Genomic DNA, 20,852 nt, shown 5'->3' with positions numbered 1-20,852 from the left:
ATACCTCATGCTTTGACGCGCGCACCGTGACCGCGATGATTGGGCTTTGCCTAATAGGCCGCGCGATAGATCTTCTCGATATCGACAGCGCTCAGTTTGCGCGGATTGTTGCGCATCAGCCGCTCGATCCCCGCAGCCTCCACGGCCATCGCCGGTATCGCATCCTCAGGAACCCCAAAGCAACGCAGCCCGGCGGGGATTTCCACGGCGGCGCACAACTCGCGCATGGCCTCCACGGCTTTATCGGCCGCGTCATTGGCGCTCAGATGAGCGGTCTTGATCCCCATGGCCTCGGCAATATCCTGCATGCGTTCGACGCAGGCCATCTTGTTCCAGGTCATGACATAGGGCAGCAACAGCGCATTGCTGACGCCGTGGGCAATGTTGAAGCGCCCACCCAGCGGATACGCCAGCGCATGCACCGCGCCCACACCCGCATTGCCGAACGCCATACCGGCCATCAGGCTGGCGGTGGCCATGTCTTCACGGGCCTGCAGGTTGGACGGGTTGGCGTAGGCCTTGGGCAGTGCCCTGGCGATCAACTTGATCGCGCCAATGGCCAGCGCGTCGGTAATCGGCGAGGCATTGACCGACAGATAGGACTCGATGGCATGCACCAGCGCATCGACGCCACTGGCGGCAGTGACACTGCGCGGGCAGGTCAGGGTCATCTGCGGGCTGACCAGCGCCACGTCCGGCAACAGGTAGTCGCTGACGATGCCCTTCTTCAATTGCGCGACCTTGTCCGACAGTATCGCCACGTTGGTCACTTCCGAACCGGTGCCGGCCGTGGTCGGGATGGCGATCAGCGGCGGGCCCTTGCGCGGCACCTGGTCGATGCCGAACAGATCCTCCAGTTGGCCGTGGTATCCGGCGTACGCCGCCACGCTTTTGGCGATGTCGATGGCGCTGCCGCCCCCCAGGCCGATCAATCCGTCATGCCCGCCTTCGCGATAAACCCGCATGCAATCTTCGACGATGGCGATTTCAGGGTCGGGCAGCACCCGGTCGAAAATTTCGCAGGTCCGTCCCCCCAACTGCGCCAGCGCCAGCTCGACCGTGCCGGACTTGACCAGCGCGGCATCGGTGACGATCAGTGGATTGTCGATATCCAGGCGTGTCAGCTCGGCGGCAAGTTGCTCGATGGCCCCGGCACCGGTGATCAGTTTGTGAGCGATTTTGAAGGAGGAAAGACTCATGTGCGCAGCCTCTTATAGATGTGGGAGCTGGGCACAAGAGTAGCTGGGGATTTTGGGTTGGCTGGTATTCAGGTCGTGAATGAAGCACTCTCCCGAACACCACACAAAACACCTGTAGGAGCGAGCATGCTCGCGATGGACGTCAACGATGACGCAGGCGTTCTAGATGCCCGCGTCGCTCTCAGGTTCATCGCGAGCAGGCTCGCTCCTACAATGGGTCGGCGTGTGGTTCAGGCCTGCGCGGTACGCAGTTTTTCGCTGCGCCCACGCAGCCACTCCAGGGTCAGCAGCAGGAACACCGAGAAGGCGATCAGCAGCGTCGCGGCGGCGGCGATGGTCGGGCTGAGGTTTTCGCGGATGCCGCTGAACATCTGCCGTGGCAGGGTTGCTTGCTCGGGACCGGCAAGGAACAGCGTCACCACCACTTCGTCGAACGATGTAGCGAAAGCGAACAACGCACCGGAAATCACCCCAGGCGCAATCAACGGCAAAGTCACCCGACGGAACGCCACCAGCGGCGAAGCCCCGAGGCTCGCAGCCGCCCGCACCAGATTGTGGTTGAACCCCTGCAAGGTCGCCGACACCGTGATGATCACGAACGGCACACCCAACACCGCATGGACCACGATCAGCGAGAAGAAGCTGTTGCCCAGGCCCAAAGGCGCAAAGAACAGATAGCTGGCCACACCGATGATCACTACCGGCACCACCATCGGCGAAATCACCAGCGCCATCACCAGCGCCTTGCCCGGGAAGTCGCCACGGGTCAGGCCAATCGCCGCCAATGTGCCGAAGACCATGGCCAGCACGGTCGCCGCCGGGGCGACGATGATGCTGTTCTTCAGTGCCCGCATCCACTCCGCCGAAGCGAAGAAGTCGTGGTACCACTGCAGCGAGAAGCCCTGCAGCGGGTACACCAGGAAACTGCCGGAGTTGAACGACAGCGGAATGATCACCAGCACCGGCAGAATCAGGAACAACAGAATCAGGCCGCAGAGAATCCGCAAGCTGTAGAACCACACCCGCTCAATGGGCGACATATAAGGACTCAGCATTTCATTCTCCCCTTAGCTCAGGCGCAGGCGGCTCGCGCCCACCAGCCAGCTGTAAATCAGATAAAGCACCACGGTCGCCAGGAGCAGCAGGCCGCCAAGGGCGGTCGCCATGCCCCAGTTGATACTGGTGTTGGTGTAGAAGGCGACGAAGTAGCTGACCATCTGATCGTTCGGGCTGCCCAGCAACGCCGGGGTGATGTAGTAGCCGATGGCGAGGATGAACACCAACAGGCAACCGGCGCCGACACCGGCATAGGTCTGCGGGAAGTACACCCGCCAGAAGCTGGCGAACGGGTGGCAGCCCAGGGAAATCGCCGCACGCATGTAGGTCGGCGAGATGCCTTTCATCACGCTGTAGATCGGCAGGATCATGAACGGCAGCAGGATGTGCACCATCGAGATGTAGACACCGATGCGGTTGAACACCAGCTCCACCGGTTTATCGATGATACCCATGGCCATCAGGCCGCTGTTGATCAGGCCACCCGATTGCAACAGCACGATCCACGCCGCGACACGCACCAGGATCGACGTCCAGAACGGCAACAGCACCAGAATCATCAGCAGGTTGCTTTGCCGCGATGGCAGGTTCGCCAGCAGGTAAGCCAATGGGTAGGCGAGCACCAGGCAGATCACGGTAATGATCAGGCCCATCCAGAAGGTGCGGGCGAAGATGTCCAGGTAGATCGCCTGGTCCGGAGTGGCCGGGGCCAGTTCGCCGAGGTCGTCAATCCGGTGATCGACGGCGGCCAGCAGGTAGTACGGGGTGATGCTGCTGGTGTTGCGGCGCACCGCCTGCCAGTAGGCCGGATCACCCCAGCGCTCGTCGAGACCTTCCAGCGCTTCTTTATAAGAGGCAGGCTCAGTGGCGAGCGGCAAGGCACGGGCGGTTTTGGTCAGCAGGCTGCGATATCCGGCCAGTTCCATGTTCAGGCGCTTGGACAGATCACCCAGGGTCTGATTCTTGCGGGCGTCGGCCAGGTCTTCGGCCGCCGCCTTGTAAACCGGTTCAGCGGGCAGGCCTCGGCCGTCCCAGCTGGCGATGGCCGACACGGTGCGCGGCATGCCGCCGACCACTTCCGGGTTACCTACGCTTTTGTAGAGCAGCGCCACGATCGGCACCAGGAACACCAGCAACAGAAACAGCACCAGCGGCGCGATCAAGGCCTGGGCCTTCCAGCGGTTGACCCGCTCGGCGTGCTTGAGCCGCTGCTTCAAGGTGGGGTCAGTGCCCGCGTTCACGGGAACGGCGATAGCCATGGCGTACTCCGGAAATCTTTTGATCATTGCAGAGGCGGGAAACCACCTCGATCGTTTAATGCACACAACCCTAATGTGGGAGCGGGCTTGCTCGCGAAAACAGAGTGTCAGTCAACAATGTTGCTGAATGTGCTGACGTCTTCGCGAGCAGGCTCGCTCCTACAGCGTAAGCCCGCGGTGCGGTCTTACTTGGCAGCCCAGGCGTTGAAGCGCTGTTCCAGTTGCTCGCCGTTGTCAGCCCAGAAGCTGACGTCGATCTGCACCTGGTTGGCGATGTTTTCCGGGGTGGTCGGCATGTCTTTCAGGACATCCTTGGCCAGCAGCGGAACAGCCTGGGTATTGGCCGGGCCGTAGGCGATGTTTTCCGAGTAGGTCTTCTGCTGCTGCGGCTGCACCGAGAAGGCGATGAATTTCTTCGCCGCGTCAGCACGTGCTTTATCCAGACCTTTTGGAATGGCCCATGCGTCGAAGTCGTAGATGCCGCCGTTCCATACCACTTTCAGGTTGCTTTCTTTCTGCACGGCAGCGATACGGCCGTTGTAGGCCGAGCTCATGACCACGTCACCGGAGGCCAGGTATTGCGGCGGTTGTGCGCCGGCTTCCCACCACTGGATGTTTGGCTTGAGTTCATCGAGTTTCTTGAATGCGCGGTCCTGACCGTCCTTGCCGGCCAGCACTTTGTAGACGTCTTTCGGCGCAACGCCGTCGGCCATCAGTGCGAATTCCAGGGTGTACTTGGCGCCTTTACGCAGGCCACGCTTGCCCGGGAACTGTTTGACGTCCCAGAAATCCGCCCAGCTGGTCGGTGCGGTTTTCAGCTTGTCGGCGTTGTAGGCCAACACGGTCGACCACACGAAGAAGCCCACGCCACATGGCTGGATGGCGCCCTTGACGTAGTCTTCGTTTTTGCCGAACAGCGCAGGGTCGAGTTGCTCGAACATGTCTTCATCGCAACCGCGGGACAGTTCTGGAGATTCAACCTCTACCAGGTCCCAGGACACGCTCTTGGTGTCGACCATGGCTTTGACCTTGGCCATCTCACCGTTGTATTCGCCCGCCACGATCTTGCCGTTGCCTGCCGCTTCCCACGGTGCATAGAAGGCTTTGACTTGCGCAGCCTTGTTTGCGCCGCCAAAGGACACCACGGTCAGGTCCGGGCCTGCGGCCATTGCGCCCGCCGCCCCCATCAGGCCCAGTGCCAGAGCGGTGAATTTCAGGGATCTCAACATTTATTGTTCTCTCCACGTGCAGGGTTTGTGTTGTTGAAGCCGGGGCGATCAGTTCGCCTCTAGAATCGGGTCGAGCGCGCGAACGTGCTCGACCTGCCAGCCAAGCGGAACCACGTCACCGACCGCGAGCGCAGGATCAAGCTCGGCAATCGGTTGTTTCACGAAGAAGTCGGTCTTGCCACAGACTTCCATGCGAACCCGGACGTGGTCGCCCAGATAGATGAATTCCTCGACTCGCCCGGAGAAGCGATTGACGCATTGGTCGCTGGAGCCATTGAGGCTCACTCGCTCCGGACGGATGGACAGAGTCACCGGCTCACCGGTCTTGCCGACATTCACCGCCAGCGCTTCAACTTTCTCGCCACGTCCCAGCTCGACTATGCAGCGGTCGCCGGTCTGGCTGTGCAGACGTCCGTTGAGACGGTTGTTTTCGCCAATGAAGTTGGCGACGAAGGTGTTTTTCGGCTCTTCATACAAGGTGCGCGGAGGCGCAATCTGCTGGATCTCGCCCTGATGGAAAACGGCCACGCGGTCGGACATGGTCAGGGCTTCGCCCTGGTCGTGGGTCACGTAGACCACGGTCACGCCCAGACGCTGGTGCAGGTGCTTGATTTCCATCTGCATGTGTTCACGCAGCTGTTTGTCGAGGGCGCCGAGGGGTTCGTCCATCAGTACCAGTTGCGGTTCGAACACCAGCGCGCGGGCCAGTGCCACACGCTGCTGCTGACCACCGGACAGTTGCCCCGGATAGCGCTGGGCAAAGCTGTTGAGTTGCACCATGTTCAACACGCGCTTGACCTTGTCGCTGACCTCGCTCTTGTTCAGGCCGCGTACGGTCAGGGGAAACGCCAGGTTCTCGGCGACGGTCATGTGCGGGAACAATGCGTAGTTCTGGAACACCATGCCGATGTCACGCTTGTGTGGCGGCACGTTGTTGATGGAACGCCCGGCCAGCAGGATTTCGCCCGCCGTCGGTGTTTCGAAACCGGCGAGCATCATCAGGCTGGTGGTCTTGCCGGAGCCGGACGGCCCGAGCAGGGTGAGGAATTCGCCTTTGCGAATATCCAGGTTGAGGTCTTTGACGATCAGGTTCTCGCCGTCGTAGCTCTTCTGCACTCCACGAAAGCTGACCAGAACATCATTGGCCCCTGTACTTGAATCGACCTGGCTCATACCCACACCTTTGTTGTGATGACTGCTGTGGACTAAGCCTAGTGGACGCTGGGACCTGCGCAAATCGGGCCGCAGGAGAGAATCGCCTCAGCCGGATGGAAGGTTGGGGGTAGGGATTGCCCTACAAGGATGGCGCGTTTTGACATATGTAAAGGCAAACGCAGTGGCAAACGACTAGCTGCCAGCCGAAAGACCAGGCAAAGGCGGCCGGGGTGACTGTCGTTATTGGATAAGTCTGCTATCGCTGTGACTCAGAGATTCCTGTGGGAGCGAGCTTGCTCGCGATGAGGCCCGGCCAGTTGACGCATGCGTTGCCTGACAAGACGCCATCGCGAGCAAACTCGCTCCCACAGGTTTTCCGGCACTCTTTAGAGGAGCTTGTGCTCCATGGCGTACTTCACCAGTTCGGCCAGAGAGGTGATGTTGAGCTTCTGCATCAACCGCGCCTTATGGGTGCTGATGGTCTTGCTGCTCAACGCCAGCTGCTGGGCGATGTCGTTGACGTTGGCGCCCTGGGCCAGGCGCTCGAACACGGAAAACTCACGCTCCGAGAGTAATGAGTGCAACGGCCGGGAATCGGTCAGGCCAACCTCGAAGACCATGCGGTCCGCCAGGTCCGGATCGATGTATCGCCCGCCCGCCGCGACCCGGCGGATGGCCGTCAGCAGCAGGGACGGATCACTGTCCTTGGTCGCGTAGCCGGCAGCGCCGACCTTCAACGCCCGGGCCGCCATTTGCGCTTCGTCGTGCATCGACAGCACCAGGATCACCGGCGGATTGTTCAGCGCGCGAATCCGTGGAATCGCCTCCAGGCCATTCACCCCCGGCATGGAGATATCGAGCAGCACCACTTCGCAAGGCACATGCCGCAAGGTTTCGAGCAACTGCTCGCCATTGCTCGCCTCCCCTACCACTTGCAGGTCCTTGGCCAGGCCGATCAGCTGCTTGATGCCTTCACGGACGATGGTGTGGTCTTCGGCTACCAGTACACGGATCACTTACTTCTCCTCATCCAACGGCACACGCACGATCAGTGTCGTGCCCTCTTCCAGCTCACTCTCAAGCGACAATTGCCCGCCCATGATCAGCACGCGCTCGCGCATGCCGACCAACCCAAAGGAAGTCGGCCGCTCAGTCGCTGCGACAAATCCTACGCCATCATCGGCAACGGTCAGACACAGTTCGTCGCCCTCAAGGGTCAGTGTCAGTTCAACAGTATGCGCCTGGGCGTGCCGCATGACATTGGTCAGCGCTTCCTGAAGGATTCGAAACAGGCCGACGGCCTTGGCATCACTGAGCACCGGCAAATTGTCCGGGACCTGCACCAGACACGGAATCTGCGTACGCGCCTCGAAGCGGCGGGCCTGCCACTCGATGGCCGAGGCGATGCCTGCGTCGAGAATCGGCGGGCGTAACGCCGTCGCCACATCACGCACCAGCTGGAACAGCTGGGCAATCAGACGCTTCATGCTGTTCAAGCGCTCGTTCAGCCCGGGATCGAGCTGCGCGTAGGCCAGTTCGCACATGGACGTTTCCAGCTTCAACACAGTCAACATCTGACCCAGCTCGTCATGAACTTCCCGGGCTATTCGGGCCTTTTCTTCCTCGCGCACGCTCTCCAGGTGAGCGGACAGTTCCCGCAACTGCTCCCGGGAGCTGGCCAGCTCCAGCTCGATGCGCTTGCTTTCGCTGATGTCCCAGACAATGCCGTCCCATACGTAGGCACCGTCCTCCAGTTGCCGGGTAATCGCCTTGATTTCCGCCCAGCGCTGTTCGCCCTGGCGCGTGAGAATTCGCCCTTGCCACGACCAGTCGCTGTCGGTGTCCAACGCATGGTCCTGGGTCTGGTGATAACTGGCCTTGTCGTCCGGGTGCACCAGGCTGCGCAGGCCTTTATCGCGATGAGCGAGTGTGGCCGGCGAGTAGCCCACCAGGCTTTCGCTGCCTTCACTGATGTAGGCAAAGTCGATCTGTCCCGACCCCGGCGCCCGCTCGAGGCGAAAGACCAGGCCCGGCACATTCGCCGCGATGCCTTGCAGCCGTGCTTCACTTTCCTGCAACGCGGCCAGGGCGCGGCGCCGCTCGGTCACGTCGGTGAGGTAGACCACCAGGTACTCACCATCGCGAAAGCGCAGAAAGCTCAGCGAGACATCCGCCGGCAGGACACTGCCATCGGCACGCAGGCAATTGGTTTCGAAGCTCTGCGGGGACTCGTCGCTGGCCCGGGCGCTTTTCCACAAGTTCAGCCAGCGGTCCATGTGCAGGCCGGGCTCGAAGTCGATCAGCGGCCGGTCGATGATCCCGCCGGCTGGATACCCCAGCATGGCTTCGGCGGCGCGGTTGGCGTAACGCACGTGGCTGTCCCAGTTGACCCAGAGGATGCCGACGGTGCTCTGGTCGATGGAGAACTGGGTGAGTCGCAGAGCCTCTTCGCTGGCGGCGCGCAAGGCAATGTCCTCCTGCGCCGCCGCCAGTCGCTGCTCCAGGCTGCGTTGCTGACGGCGCTGCCAATAGACGATGGCCATACTGCTCAGCGCCAGCACCAGGAGCAGCAGGCACAGATTCTGCCAAAACCCTGGCGACTCGCTGAGCCGCGGATATTTGGGTTGCAGCCATTGGTCGTGCAGTTTTTCCAGATCCTTGGCCGGGATTGCCCGCAGCGCGGTCTCGACGATTCCGGCCAGTTCCGGCTTATCGCGCCGGGTCGCCACGCGTAGCAGTTGCGGCAGCCCGATATCGCCGACCACCACTAACCCGGCGAATTCAGGCTCACTGGAAAGCCGACCCAATTGCGCTTCATCCACCACGGCGTACCCGGCTTGCTGGCTCAACAACAGTTGCAACGCCTGACGCTCGATCGGAACACCTTGCAGGTTCAGGTGTGGGTAATTGCTGCGCAGGTATTCGGCGGTAGCACTGGGCATGCGCACGGCGACACGGGTCTGGCTGTCGAGTTTTTCCAGCTCCACCGCGCCAGTGCTTTTCTGGTCGCTGACCACCAGTTGCGGTACCCGCATGTACGGGTCGGAAAACTGCCAGAGGCGCAGTCCGCCAGGGGTTTGGGTCAAGCCCGGGGCGATATCGATTTCACCGGCACGTGCCGCGGCTTCCAGCTGTTCGATGTCGGGAAAGTTACGCCAGCTCAACTCGACCTTGAGCGCCTTGGCGAGCCACTTCATGACCTCGACGTTGACTCCGGAAAGACGCTGCAGGCGGCGATCGTATTGCGCGTAGGGTGCTTGCAGAACCAGTCCCACACGCAATTCGCTCTGCTGCGCCAGCCATTGCTGTTGTCTGGGCGACAACACAGCAACGTGCGCCGGGGGCACGACTGCCGCCCAGCCCATCAAGGGAAACCACAAACAGCCGATAACCCACAGGCAGCGAAAATGCTTCATCGAACTCTCACACACTGACAAATACTGACCAACCCATTAGGCTGCCGGAATCACTTCTGGCCTGGAATATCCGATGCCCCCTGTCTACCGCCTGGCACTGCCAGCATTGTGCCTGTCGCTGATTCTGCCATGGGCTTTTTCCGTCGAGGCTGCCGACCCTGTGCCAGCCGCCACCCCTGACGCCACCGAAAAGCCCGCCGAAGAAAAACCGGCGGAGCGTCAGCCACTGCCCGAGCGTAGCCAGGAAGAAGCGGCAGCACTGGAACGAAAAATCCCGGCCCAGGAGCAGCAACAACTGCAAGCGGGCAACGACACCTTCCTGGCCCTGTGGAAACCGGCCAACACTCCCGACCCCAAAGGTGCGGTGATTATCATTCCCGGCGCCGGCGAAACGGCTGACTGGCCTCAAGTAATTGGTCCGTTGCGACGCAATTTGCCGAACACCCAGTGGAGCAGCCTGAGTATCACCTTGCCGGACCTGCAAAGCGATGCCATCGCGCCACGCGTTGTCGAAGTGCCGCCAGCGCCCAAGGCTCCAGATACCGCAAGCAAGGATTCGACGACCGCCGCTCCCATCGAACAAGTGACCGGCGGCGAGGCCGAGGTCGCTGACAAGCCCGTTGCCGAAACCAGCGAGGAACAGGCCAAGGCGGATGCCGAGCGAATCTTCACCCGCATCGACGCGGCAATCGCATTCGCCGAACAGCAAAGCGCTCGCAGCATCGTCGTGTTGGGTCATGGAACCGGCGCCTATTGGGCTGCGCGTTATCTGAGCGAGAAACAGACTTCGCAAGTCGAGCGGTTCGTCATGGTCGCCGCGCAGACACCCGTCCAGGCCAAGCCAGAACTGGATGAGCTCGCACCAACCCTGAAGCTGCCCACCGCAGACATTTTCTATGTGGATAAAGCGCTGGACCGCAATGCAGCGCTGGATCGCCTGCAGGCCAGCAAGCGCTTGAAGTCCTCGGCGTTCAGCCAGGTATCGCTCAAGGCGCTTCCGGGAGATGCCAAGGCGCAGCAGGAGCAGTTGGTGCGCCGGGTGCGGGGTTGGTTGAATCCGCAGAATGCGGCGGACTGAAAGACCGGGTCGTCATCATCGCGGGCAAGCCACGCTCCCACAGGATCTGAGTCGTACGCAACTTATGTGATCGACACAAGACCTGTGGGAGCGTGGCTTGCCCGCGAAGGCGTCCTCAAAAACAACATGCCTATGATTGTTTTAGCGAAAATCCCGCCGCTGACGAATCAATGTGTAGGCATTGTGCAGTTCCCGGGTTTTCTCGGTCGCCTCGCGCACCTGCGACGCCGTCGCTCCGCTGCCTGCGATCTTGTCCGGATGATGACGGCTGAGCAGCCGCCGATAGGCACGTTTTATCTGCGCAGGCTCAGTGGTGGCAGACACCCCCAGCAGTCGCAAGGCCTCCTGGTAAGTCACGGCACCGCTGACTTGCGCACGCTTGTGCGGCTCATAATCCGTCGCCAGCGCTTGCACCTGATGCGGCGTCCAGCCCAGCCATTTGCCCCATTGCGCGATCAACTCACGCTCACCGCTGCCTGCCCGGCCATCAGCCCAGACCATGCGCCAACAAGCGCGCAACACACCCTCGGCCGCATGGGGCTGAGCGCTCAGGCGACGCAAGTATCCGCGCAACCGGTCATTGCCTGATTTGCCGCGGTTGAACGCAGCAATTGCCCGACGCTGAGCCGATTCGTTCATTTCCAGCGAGCGCATTTCCTGGCGCGCCTGCTGGATATGACCATCCACTACGCGCCCATCGCACTTGGCCAGCCGTCCCAGCAGAACGAAGAGCAATTCATCGTTGCGCAGGACGGGGCGACCACCAAGCCTTTCCAGCAGATGCGCCCAACTCTGCAAATGCAGGCGTCGATCCAGCGCCTGGCCCAACAAAGCGCCGAGCATGGCCCCCGGAATGCTGGCAATGGCAAAGCCTGCTCCGGCTCCAATCAGAGTCCCTGGCCACAGCATGTCAGCGTCTCGCTTCAATCAGTGCTTCAGCCTCGGCCAGACGCTCGTGCGTACCGACATCGACCCACTGCCCGTTCAGGCGTTCGCCGGACACTTGCCCAGTCGCCATCGCGTTACGCAGAAGGGGCGCCAGTTTGAACGCACCCGCCGAGCAACCTTCGAATAGCTGCGGGTGCAGCACGGCAATGCCGCTATAGGTCAGATTGTTAGTGCCCGGCTGGCCATCGCGGACCTGCCCGCCCATCAACTGGAAATCCCCGGACGGGTGATGCGCCGGGTTCTCGGCCAGCACCAGATGAGCCAGGCCGACGATGGGCTGATGCAGCACACTGAAGTCGTAATCAGTCCAGATATCGCCATTGACCACGACGAAAGCTTCATCGCCCAGCAACGGCAACGCACGGAAAATCCCACCGCCGGTTTCCAGCGGCTCCCCCTCCGCCGAGTACTGGATGTTCACGCCATAACGCGAGCCATCACCCAGGTAATCTTCGATCTGCTGACCGAGCCAGGCATGGTTGATCACAATTTCGGTAAAGCCGGCAGCGGCCAGCGCCCGCAGGTGATACTCGATCAGCGGCACCCCGCCCGCGCGAACCAGCGGTTTTGGCGTGGTCAGCGTCAGCGGACGCATGCGCTCGCCTTTGCCTGCCGCCAGAATCATCGCCTTCATGCTTTCACTCCGGCACGCAAACTGGCCAGCAATACGTCCAGCTCCGCGAGTTCGGGACGACGGGCAATCACTGCATCTATATAGGCAAAGAAACGCGGAACATCGGTCAGGTAGCGCGGTTTTCCATCGCGGTGGCAGATGCGGGCGAAGATGCCGATCACTTTCAGGTGACGTTGCACGCCCATGAGGTCACTGGCACGCAGGAAGTCTTCGAGCTCCGGTTGCACAGGAATATTCAGGGCAGCGGCCTGTTGCCAATAACGCTCCAGCCAGGCGCGCACGCGCTCTTCGGGCCAGCTGAGGAATGCATCCTTGAACAGACAGGTCACGTCATAGGTCACGGGACCGTAGACCGCGTCCTGGAAATCCAGCACGCCAGGATTCGGCTCACTGAGCATCAGGTTGCGCGGCATGTAGTCGCGGTGCACCAGGACCTTCGGCTGGGCCAGGGCGCTGTCGATCAGCAGATCGCTGACCTGCTGCCAGAGCACTTGCTGGGCCGCGTCGAATTCGATGCCCAGTTCGCGCTTGACGTACCACTCAGGGAACAGTTCCAGCTCTCGGCGCAGCAGCGCCACGTCATAACTGGGCAGTGGCGCAACCATCGGCAGCTGTTGAAAAGCCAGCAGTGCCTGGAGGGCGTCGTTGAATAAATCGTCGGCGTTTTCGCCGTCGATCACGTCCAGGTACGTCTTGTTGCCGAGGTCATTGAGCAAAAGAAATCCGCGCTCGAGGTCTTCGGCATAAATTTTCGGCACATTTATTCCGGATTTCGCCAGCAAAAAGGCGATATCCACGAAGGGTTTACAGTTTTCCTGGGGCGGTGGCGCGTCCATGACAACGAAACTTCTGCCCCCACCCTCCCAACGGAAATAACGCCGGAAACTCGCGTCGCTACTGGCCGCGGTCAATGTGGCCGGGGGTACGGCACCCCAATTCTGTTCTGCAAAAAGGATCGCCAACTGTTCATCGAGCCAAACTTTCAGGTGTTGCAAACGTACATCTTGGTCAGGCATTGCAAGGGTCTCCGACGGCGCTAGCCGTCAAGCGGGTCATGCTTTATTATCCAGCATCTTTTTCAGACCATCGAGAGGCGTGCGGCCCACACCGCGGGCAGATGGCACGCAGGAAGCCCGGACTAATAAGATGGCATTGAAATCCCCCGCGTTTCGTAAAAAATTTCCGTTGTTGGTAACCGGCAGTCTGCTGGCCTTGCAACCTCTAGCTACTTCCTTCGTGGTCGCCGGCGAACAGTATGACTGCTCAGTCTCTGCTTCGGGCGCCTGGGACTGCTCGCCAAAGACGCCAGCGGCTGCATTGCCTCCGCGTCCGGTGCATGACGGCAGTGCCGTTTCCGCCACGGGTGAAGCTTCCGCCGAAAGCGGCTCCAGCGAAGACACTGGCGCCAAGCCTGTACTCGTCACCGAGTCCAAGGGCCGCGGCCTGAAGTCGCGTAGCGAAGACTACAGTCACCTCGACTGGGTTCCCCGCGATCAACTCACAGCAGCCCAATTGGCCGAAACCGGCCCTTACTGCTCTGGTTCCTATATCGAACCGATTCGTCCTGGCATGAATGACAAGACGAATAAAAGTGACGCACCAACCTTTATCGGCGCGAAAGCCTCGCGCTACAACTCCGAAGATCAGGTCGGCACCCTGGCCGGTGACGTCGTACTGCGTCAAGGCAGCATGCAGGTCGAATCCGACGAGGCGAGCCTGTACCAGGCCGAGAGCCGTGCCGAGCTGAATGGCGACGTGCGCATTCGCGACAACGGTGCACTGATCGTCGGCGACCATGCCGATGTACAACTCGACACCGGTGAAGCCAAGGTCGACAACGCCGAATACGTGATGCACAAATCCCGTATCCGCGGTAACGCGCTGTATGCCAAACGTGCCGAGAACGCGATCATCCGCCTCAAGGACGGCACGTACACCACGTGCGAACCGAACAGCAATGCCTGGCAGCTCAAGGGCAACAACATCACCTTGAACCCGGCCACCGGCTTCGGTACCGCGACCAACGTGACACTGCGGGTCAAGGACATTCCGGTCCTGTACACGCCATACATCTATTTCCCGATCGACGACCGTCGTCAGTCCGGCTTCCTGCCGCCGACCATCGGCACCGGCAGCGACACCGGCTTCATGCTGGTCACGCCGTACTACTTCAACCTGGCGCCGAACTACGATGCCACGTTGTATCCGCGCTATATGGCCAAACATGGCCTGTTGATGGAAGGTGAGTTCCGTTACCTGACCAAATCCAGCGAGGGTCAGTTCGGTGCCGCGTACCTCAACGACGAGGACACCGATCGCAAGCTACAGTCCGACTACGAAAAAAACCGCTACATGTATAACTGGCAGCACAAGGGTGGTCTGGATTCACGCGTTTTCACTCAAGTCGATTACACCAAGATCAGCGATCCTTATTACTTCCAGGACCTGCAAACTGATCAGATCGGTGTGAAAAGCGCCGACTATGTGAACCAGCAGGGCTCCGTCACCTACCGTGGCGACAGCTATACCGCACGTGTCAACGCCCAGGCCTATCAGCTGGCGACCGTTTCGAACATCACGCCGTATGATCGTTTGCCGCAGATCACTTTCGACGGTGCGCTGCCGGATCATCCGGGTGGCTTGAACTTTGCCTACAACACTGAACTCGTGCGGTTCGACCGGGACCTGAAAAACGGCAACTTCACTAACGAAGATGGCACTGTTGAGCCGCGCCTGGACACCAACGTTCAAGGCCTGGCACGCGCCAATGGCGATCGCCTGAACCTTGCACCCTCCGTCAGTATGCCGATGCAAGCGACCTATGGCTTCCTGACGCCAAAGCTCAAGTACCAGTACACGCAGTACCAGCTTGACCTCGACAGCATCGGCAAAAACGACATCGCATTGCAGAGCGCACAGCAGGACAAGCTTAACGGTACCTTCAGCAGCAATCAGAACCGTAGCGTCCCAATTGCAAGTATCGACAGCGGCCTTTACTTCGATCGCAATACTCAATGGTTCGGCAAGAACTACCGCCAGACACTTGAGCCACGCCTGTTCTATCTCTACGTGCCAGAGAAGGACCAGGAAGACATTCCTGTGTTCGACACCAGCGAATACACCTTCAGCTATGCGTCGCTGTTCCGCGACAACCGCTTCTCCGGCTCCGACCGTGTCGGCGACGAGAACAAACTGTCGCTTGGCGTAACCAGCCGCTGGATCGAAGACAACGGCTTCGAACGTCAGCGCATCAGCGTTGGTCAGGCCTTGTACTTCGCGGATCGCAAAGTCCAGCTGCCAGGCATCAACTTCGACGATCGGGATGACGCCAAGTCCGGCGTTTCTCCGTACGCGCTGGAATACGAATATCGCTGGAACCGCGATTGGCGCACCACGGCCGATTACAACTGGGACCCGGACAGCCGCAGCCCTCGCTCGGGCAGTGCGATGTTCCATTACCAGCCTGAAGACAACCCGAACAAGGTCATCAACGCCGGTTATCGCTATCGTAACGACCAGGTTCGATATGACCAGAACACCGGTACATGGCAGGTCGGCGGCGGCGACTACGGCGTTCCAGGCCAGCCTGGCTACGTGAAGGACTACTACAAGATCGAACAGCACGACTTCTCGGTGATCTGGCCCGTCGTGCCGCAATGGAACGCCATCAGCCGCTGGCAGTACGACTACAACCGCAACCGTACACTGGAAGCCTTCGGTGGTTTCGAGTACGACAACTGCTGCTGGAAACTGCGCCTGATCAATCGTTACTGGGTTTCCTATGACGAATTCAGCCAGGAAGCACCGCAAAACGAAAAAGGCGACCATGGCGTCTTCCTCCAAATTGTTCTGAAGGGACTCGGCGGCCTTACCGGCTCGAAAGTAGAGAGTTTCCTCGACAAAGGCATTCAAGGTTATCGTGAACGTGAAGACCAAGCTTTCTGATTGTCTGCGCCCGCTGATGCTGGGCGCGCTGTTCCTGACTACTGCGGCCAGCGCCGCAGTACAGTCCATCGATAAAGTGGTGGCCATCGTCGACAACGACGTGGTCATGCAGAGTCAACTGGATCAACGGGTTCATGAAGTCCAGCAAACCATCGCCAAGCGTGGCTCGGCCGTACCACCAGCCAGCGTGCTGGAACAGCAGGTACTTGAACGCCTGATCGTCGAGAATCTGCAATTGCAGATCGGCGAGCGTTCCGGCATTCGCATCACCGATGAAGAACTGAACCAGGCTGTCGGCACCATCGCCCAGCGTAACAACATGTCGGTCGAGCAATTCCGCGCAGCCCTGACTCGCGATGGCCTGTCTTACGACGACGCCCGTGAGCAGATTCGTCGCGAGATGGTCATCAGCCGTGTACGCCAGCGCCGTGTGGCAGAGCGCATCCAGGTCACCGAGCAGGAAGTGAAGAACTTCCTGGCTTCCGACTTGGGCAAGATGCAGCTGTCCGAAGAGTTCCGACTGGCCAACATCCTGATTCCTACGCCAGAGAGCGCAAGCTCCGACGCGATTCAGGCAGCCGCGAAACAGGCTGACGCGGTTTACCAGCAGCTCAAGCAAGGCGCTGACTTTGGTCAGTTGGCCATTGCCAAATCCGCCAGTGAAACGGCACTGGAAGGCGGCGACATGGGCTGGCGCAAAGCCGCTCAGTTGCCACCACCCTTCGATCGCTTGCTGAGCACCATGGCCGTGGGTGACATTACCCAGCCAATGCGCACACCGGGTGGGTTCATCATCCTGAAGGTCACCGACAAGCGTGGCGGTGGAGCTCAGGTGCGTGATGAAGTGCACGTACGGCACATTCTGGTCAAACCGAGCCCGATCCGTGACGAGGCCAAAACCAAGGCCCTGGCCGAGTCGCTCTATGCCCGCATCCAGTCGGGTGAAGATTTCGGCGAACTGGCGAAAAGCTTCTCGGAAGACCCGGGTTCGGCCCTCAACGGCGGCGACCTGAACTGGATCGACCCGAGTGTATTGGTCCCCGAATTTCGCGATGTGATGGCCAAGACCCCACAAGGTCAGCTGTCCAAGCCGTTCCAGACCCAATACGGCTGGCACGTACTGGAAGTCCTTGGCCGTCGCGCCACCGACAGCACCACCCAGGCGCGTGAGCAGCAGGCAATGACCGTACTGCGTAACCGCAAATACGACGAAGAGCTGCAAACCTGGCTGCGTCAGATCCGTGACGAAGCGTACGTGGAAATCAAACTCCCTGGCGCCGACCAGGCAGCGCAGTGAAACCCAAACGCTTCGCGCTGACACCCGGCGAACCGGCCGGCATAGGTCCAGACCTATGCCTGCTGCTCGCCTCGCAAGCCCAGCCACATCCCCTGATTGCCATTACCAGCCGCGACCTGCTCCTTGAGCGGGCCGCGCAACTGGGTGTGGCAGTCGATTTGTTGCCGGTCACGCCGGACAGCTGGCCAGACGCCCCTGCGCCCGCCAAAAGCCTGTATGTCTGGGATACACCGCTGAACGCCAGGGTCGTTGCCGGGCAACTGGACAAGGCCAATGCCGCTTTCGTTCTGGAAACCCTGACCCGAGCGGGCCAAGGCTGCCTGGACGGGCATTTCGCCGGGATGATCACCGCCCCCGTGCACAAGGGTGTGATCAATGAGTCCGGGATTGCCTTTTCCGGGCACACGGAGTTTCTCGCCGACCTGACCCACACCGCTCAAGTGGTCATGATGCTCGCCACTCGCGGATTGCGCGTGGCCCTGGTCACCACTCACCTGCCGCTGCGCGAGATTGCCGATGCAATCACACCGGAGCGTCTGGAGCGGGTCACGCGAATCCTCCATACCGACCTGCAAGAAAAATTCGGCATCGCCCAGCCACGCATCCTGGTATGTGGACTTAATCCCCACGCCGGCGAAGGCGGACACCTGGGCCATGAAGAAATCGATATCATCGAACCCACATTAGAGCGCCTGCGCGGCGAAGGCATGGACCTGCGCGGCCCCCTGCCCGCCGACACGCTGTTTACCCCCAAATATCTGGAGCACTGCGACGCAGTGCTGGCGATGTACCACGACCAGGGCCTGCCTGTGCTGAAATACAAAGGCTTCGGCGCTGCCGTCAACGTGACTCTCGGTTTGCCAATCATCCGCACATCGGTCGACCATGGCACTGCCCTGGACCTGGCCGGCAGCGGCAAGATCGATACCGGCAGCCTGCAAGTCGCCCTGGAAACCGCCTACCAGATGGCCGAGACCCGTTTATGACCGAGCAATACCAACACAAGGCGCGCAAACGCTTTGGCCAGAACTTTCTGCACGATGCCGGCGTTATCGACCGGATCCTGCGCTCCATTCATGCCAAACCCGATGACCGGATGCTGGAAATCGGCCCGGGCCAGGGTGCATTGACCGCCGGCTTGCTCGGCAGTGGCGCCCAACTTGACGTTGTCGAGCTGGACAAGGACCTGATTCCGATCCTGAACCAACAGTTCGCCGGCAAGAGCAACTTCAATCTGCATCAGGGCGATGCGCTGAAGTTCGACTTCAACAGCCTGAACGCAGCACCGAGCAGCCTGCGCGTGGTTGGCAACCTGCCCTACAACATCTCCACCCCGCTGATCTTCCACCTCCTGCACAACTCGCACCTGATTCGCGACATGCACTTCATGCTGCAAAAGGAAGTGGTTGAGCGTCTGGCGGCAGGGCCGGGTGGTGGCGACTGGGGTCGTTTGTCGATCATGGTCCAGTACCACTGCCGGGTTGAGCATCTGTTCAATGTCGGCCCTGGCGCGTTCAACCCGCCACCGAAAGTCGACTCGGCCATTGTGCGCCTGGTGCCCCACGCCGTACTGCCGCACCCGGCCAAAGACCATCGTTTGCTGGAGCGCGTTGTGCGCGAAGCTTTCAACCAGCGCCGCAAGACCCTGCGCAACACTCTCAAGTTGCTGCTGAGCAATGCTGAAATCGAAGCCGCCGGCGTCGATGGCAGCTTGCGTCCCGAGCAGCTGGATCTGGCCGCCTTCGTGCGCCTGGCGGACAAACTCAGCGAGCAGTCCCAACAGAAGGCTGCTGACGCCTGACAGGTCTCAAGCGCTATCGGGTAGGACACCAGCGCTCATGTCTGGTTTACTACCCGATACTTGGCCTAGACTGATCTCTATCAGCTACGCCCCGCGTCCCGCTTAGTTTTTAAGGCCCCTTGCATGTCCGATCCTCGTTATCAGGTCGACGTCAGCGTCGTCACCCGCTATCTGGCAGAACAATCGCAACCCGAACAAGACCGCTTTGCCTTCGCCTATACCATCACCGTGCAAAACAATGGCCTGATTCCGGCCAAACTGCTATCACGGCACTGGGTCATCACCGATGGCGACGGGCATGTCGAAGAGGTTCGCGGTGCAGGCGTGGTTGGCCAGCAGCCGCTGATTGAGGCTGGCAAGAGCCACACCTACAGCAGCGGCACTGTCATGACCACCAAGGTGGGCACCATGCAGGGCAGCTATCAGATGATTGCCGATGACGGTAAGCATTTCGACGCCATCATCGCTCCGTTCCGCCTGGCGGTGCCCGGAGCCCTGCACTGATGGCGACGTACGCGGTCGGCGACCTGCAAGGCTGCCTTGAAGCGTTGCAATGCCTGCTCAAACAAGTCGCGTTCGATCCGGCAAAAGATCGTCTATGGCTGGTGGGCGACCTGGTCAACCGCGGCCCGCAGTCGCTGGATACGTTGCGCTTCCTCTATAGCATCCGCGAGTCTCTGGTATGCGCCCTCGGCAACCACGACCTGCATCTGTTGGCAGCCGGGCGCAATATCGAACGCCTGAAGAAAGCCGACACCCTTCGCGAGATTATCGATGCCCCCGACAGTGCCGAGTTGCTCGACTGGCTGCGCCAGCAGAAGCTCCTGCATTACGACGAACAGCGCAATATCGCCCTGGTCCATGCCGGCATTCCGCCGCAGTGGTCGCTGCGCAAGGCCTTGAAATACGCCGCCGAGGTCGAGACAGCCTTGCGTGATGACAACCTGTTTCCGCCCTATCTTGATGGCATGTACGGCAACGACCCGGCGAAATGGGACAACGACCTCAAGGGCGTGACCCGCCTGCGAGTGATCACCAACTATTTCACCCGGATGCGCTTCTGCACGGCCGAAGGCAAGCTCGATCTCAAGAGCAAGGAAGGCCTCGACAGCGCACCGCCGGGTTACAAGCCCTGGTTCCAGCACAAGGACCGCAAGACCAAGGATGTGAACATCATTTTTGGTCACTGGGCCGCACTGGAAGGCAAAGTCCTTGAACCGGGCATCTCGGCCCTCGACACCGGCTGCGTCTGGGGCGGCGCGCTGACCCTGATGAATGTCGACACCGGTGAACGCCTGTCCTGCAAATGCGATGAGCATGGCCATGCCGCCAAGCCAGCAGTCGCCCCACTCATTCCCGAACCATCGCCAGCCAGCGCCCCGCGCTAGACTGCGCTTTCAGCCGAGCCACAGGAGCCCGCCATGAGCGAATTCAAACGTATTCCCCCGCAAGAGGCCCATGACCTGCGCGAACAAGGTGCAGTCGTGGTCGACATTCGCGACCCTGCCACCTATGCCGCCCTGCACATCAGCGGCTCGAAGCATCTGGACAATCACTCGATCTCTGACTTCATTCGCGCCGCCGACCTCGATGCACCGACCGTGGTGGTCTGCTATCACGGCAACTCCAGCCAGAGTGCAGCCGCCTACCTGATCAGCCAGGGCTTCTCCGACGTTTACAGCATGGATGGCGGTTTTGAGCTGTGGCGTACGACTTTTCCTTCGGAAACTGCGCAAGGCACTTCCGAATAATTTTTTTGTAACGCGCAAGCCCCCGGCTTGCGCGGGCTGGCGCGGTGGCAGACGAACGGTCAGTCACAACTAATTGCGTATCTC

At 60.5% G+C, this 20,852-nt stretch carries 18 protein-coding genes; 8 read left to right on the top strand and 10 right to left on the bottom strand.

Annotation, left to right across the window (positions count from 1 at the left end):
- Positions 1-50: 50 nt before the first annotated feature.
- The 7 genes from ABTV29_RS02600 to ABTV29_RS02570 all read right to left on the bottom strand — a co-directional run bounded on the left by ABTV29_RS02600 (position 51) and on the right by ABTV29_RS02570 (position 9,314).
- Positions 51-1,199, bottom strand: coding sequence for an iron-containing alcohol dehydrogenase (locus ABTV29_RS02600; RefSeq protein ID WP_433768738.1), 1,149 nt, complete (start codon positions 1,197-1,199; stop codon positions 51-53).
- A 230-nt stretch (positions 1,200-1,429) separates the two neighbouring features.
- Positions 1,430-2,254, bottom strand: a complete 825-nt coding sequence (locus ABTV29_RS02595; RefSeq protein WP_433768737.1) for an ABC transporter permease — start codon at positions 2,252-2,254, stop codon at positions 1,430-1,432.
- 12 nt (positions 2,255-2,266) lie between these two features.
- The gene (locus ABTV29_RS02590; RefSeq protein WP_433768736.1) at positions 2,267-3,514 is read right to left on the bottom strand and encodes an ABC transporter permease; all 1,248 of its coding nucleotides are present in this window, start codon (positions 3,512-3,514) and stop codon (positions 2,267-2,269) included.
- A gap of 185 nt (positions 3,515-3,699) precedes the next feature.
- A complete protein-coding gene (locus tag ABTV29_RS02585; protein WP_433768735.1) occupies positions 3,700-4,743 on the bottom strand; it encodes an ABC transporter substrate-binding protein in 1,044 nt (347 codons plus the stop codon).
- Positions 4,744-4,791: 48 nt separating this feature from the next.
- Complete coding sequence (locus ABTV29_RS02580) at positions 4,792-5,916, bottom strand: ABC transporter ATP-binding protein (RefSeq protein WP_433768734.1); 1,125 nt, start codon at positions 5,914-5,916, stop codon at positions 4,792-4,794.
- Positions 5,917-6,284: 368 nt separating this feature from the next.
- On the bottom strand, positions 6,285-6,914 hold the full coding sequence (locus ABTV29_RS02575; protein ID WP_110965164.1) for a response regulator: 630 nt from the start codon (positions 6,912-6,914) through the stop codon (positions 6,285-6,287).
- Positions 6,915-9,314 carry a PAS domain-containing sensor histidine kinase gene (locus tag ABTV29_RS02570; RefSeq protein WP_433768733.1) on the bottom strand — a complete coding sequence of 800 codons (2,400 nt, stop codon included), beginning with the start codon at positions 9,312-9,314 and terminating at the stop codon, positions 6,915-6,917.
- A gap of 73 nt (positions 9,315-9,387) precedes the next feature.
- On the opposite strand from ABTV29_RS02570, the gene ABTV29_RS02565 reads away from it, so the two are divergent.
- Positions 9,388-10,392, top strand: a complete 1,005-nt coding sequence (locus tag ABTV29_RS02565) for an alpha/beta hydrolase family protein (RefSeq protein WP_433768732.1) — start codon at positions 9,388-9,390, stop codon at positions 10,390-10,392.
- A gap of 141 nt (positions 10,393-10,533) precedes the next feature.
- Here the strand turns inward: ABTV29_RS02565 and ABTV29_RS02560 are convergent, their stop codons facing one another.
- From ABTV29_RS02560 to ABTV29_RS02550, 3 genes are read right to left on the bottom strand one after another with little or no spacing between them, the layout of a single operon-like run.
- Positions 10,534-11,301 (bottom strand): TerB family tellurite resistance protein, encoded by a 768-nt coding sequence (locus ABTV29_RS02560; RefSeq protein ID WP_433768731.1) that lies wholly within the window; start codon positions 11,299-11,301, stop codon positions 10,534-10,536.
- A gap of 1 nt (position 11,302) precedes the next feature.
- Entirely contained in the window at positions 11,303-11,974 is a 672-nt protein-coding gene (gene murU / locus ABTV29_RS02555) for an N-acetylmuramate alpha-1-phosphate uridylyltransferase MurU (RefSeq protein ID WP_433768730.1), read from the bottom strand.
- Complete coding sequence (locus ABTV29_RS02550; protein ID WP_433768729.1) at positions 11,971-12,990, bottom strand: aminoglycoside phosphotransferase family protein; 1,020 nt, start codon at positions 12,988-12,990, stop codon at positions 11,971-11,973. The genes murU and ABTV29_RS02550 overlap by 4 nt, the downstream gene beginning before the upstream one ends.
- A gap of 130 nt (positions 12,991-13,120) precedes the next feature.
- On the opposite strand from ABTV29_RS02550, the gene ABTV29_RS02545 reads away from it, so the two are divergent.
- The 7 genes from ABTV29_RS02545 to glpE all read left to right on the top strand — a co-directional run bounded on the left by ABTV29_RS02545 (position 13,121) and on the right by glpE (position 20,768).
- Positions 13,121-15,919, top strand: a complete 2,799-nt coding sequence (locus ABTV29_RS02545; RefSeq protein ID WP_433768728.1) for an LPS-assembly protein LptD — start codon at positions 13,121-13,123, stop codon at positions 15,917-15,919.
- Positions 15,900-17,216, top strand: coding sequence for a peptidylprolyl isomerase SurA (surA, locus tag ABTV29_RS02540; protein ID WP_433768727.1), 1,317 nt, complete (start codon positions 15,900-15,902; stop codon positions 17,214-17,216). The genes ABTV29_RS02545 and surA overlap by 20 nt, the downstream gene beginning before the upstream one ends.
- Positions 17,213-18,202: a 4-hydroxythreonine-4-phosphate dehydrogenase PdxA gene (gene pdxA, locus ABTV29_RS02535; protein WP_433768726.1), complete on the top strand. Its 990-nt coding sequence runs from the start codon at positions 17,213-17,215 to the stop codon at positions 18,200-18,202. The genes surA and pdxA overlap by 4 nt, the downstream gene beginning before the upstream one ends.
- On the top strand, positions 18,199-19,017 hold the full coding sequence (gene rsmA, locus ABTV29_RS02530; RefSeq protein ID WP_433768725.1) for a 16S rRNA (adenine(1518)-N(6)/adenine(1519)-N(6))-dimethyltransferase RsmA: 819 nt from the start codon (positions 18,199-18,201) through the stop codon (positions 19,015-19,017). The genes pdxA and rsmA overlap by 4 nt, the downstream gene beginning before the upstream one ends.
- Positions 19,018-19,140: 123 nt before the next feature.
- Positions 19,141-19,521, top strand: coding sequence for a Co2+/Mg2+ efflux protein ApaG (gene apaG / locus ABTV29_RS02525; protein ID WP_110965173.1), 381 nt, complete (start codon positions 19,141-19,143; stop codon positions 19,519-19,521).
- Entirely contained in the window at positions 19,521-20,405 is an 885-nt protein-coding gene (locus tag ABTV29_RS02520; protein ID WP_433768724.1) for a symmetrical bis(5'-nucleosyl)-tetraphosphatase, read from the top strand. Before apaG ends, ABTV29_RS02520 begins: the two co-directional genes overlap by 1 nt.
- 33 nt (positions 20,406-20,438) lie before the next feature.
- On the top strand, positions 20,439-20,768 hold the full coding sequence (glpE, locus tag ABTV29_RS02515) for a thiosulfate sulfurtransferase GlpE (RefSeq protein WP_433768723.1): 330 nt from the start codon (positions 20,439-20,441) through the stop codon (positions 20,766-20,768).
- The last annotated feature ends 84 nt before the right edge of the window (positions 20,769-20,852 follow it).

The sequence above is a fragment of the Pseudomonas putida genome (assembly GCF_050989985.1).
Classification (GTDB): domain Bacteria; phylum Pseudomonadota; class Gammaproteobacteria; order Pseudomonadales; family Pseudomonadaceae; genus Aquipseudomonas; species Aquipseudomonas putida_AI.
The sequence above is the reverse complement of the archived record's forward strand: the minus strand, read 5'-3'. Positions and strand labels throughout refer to the sequence as shown.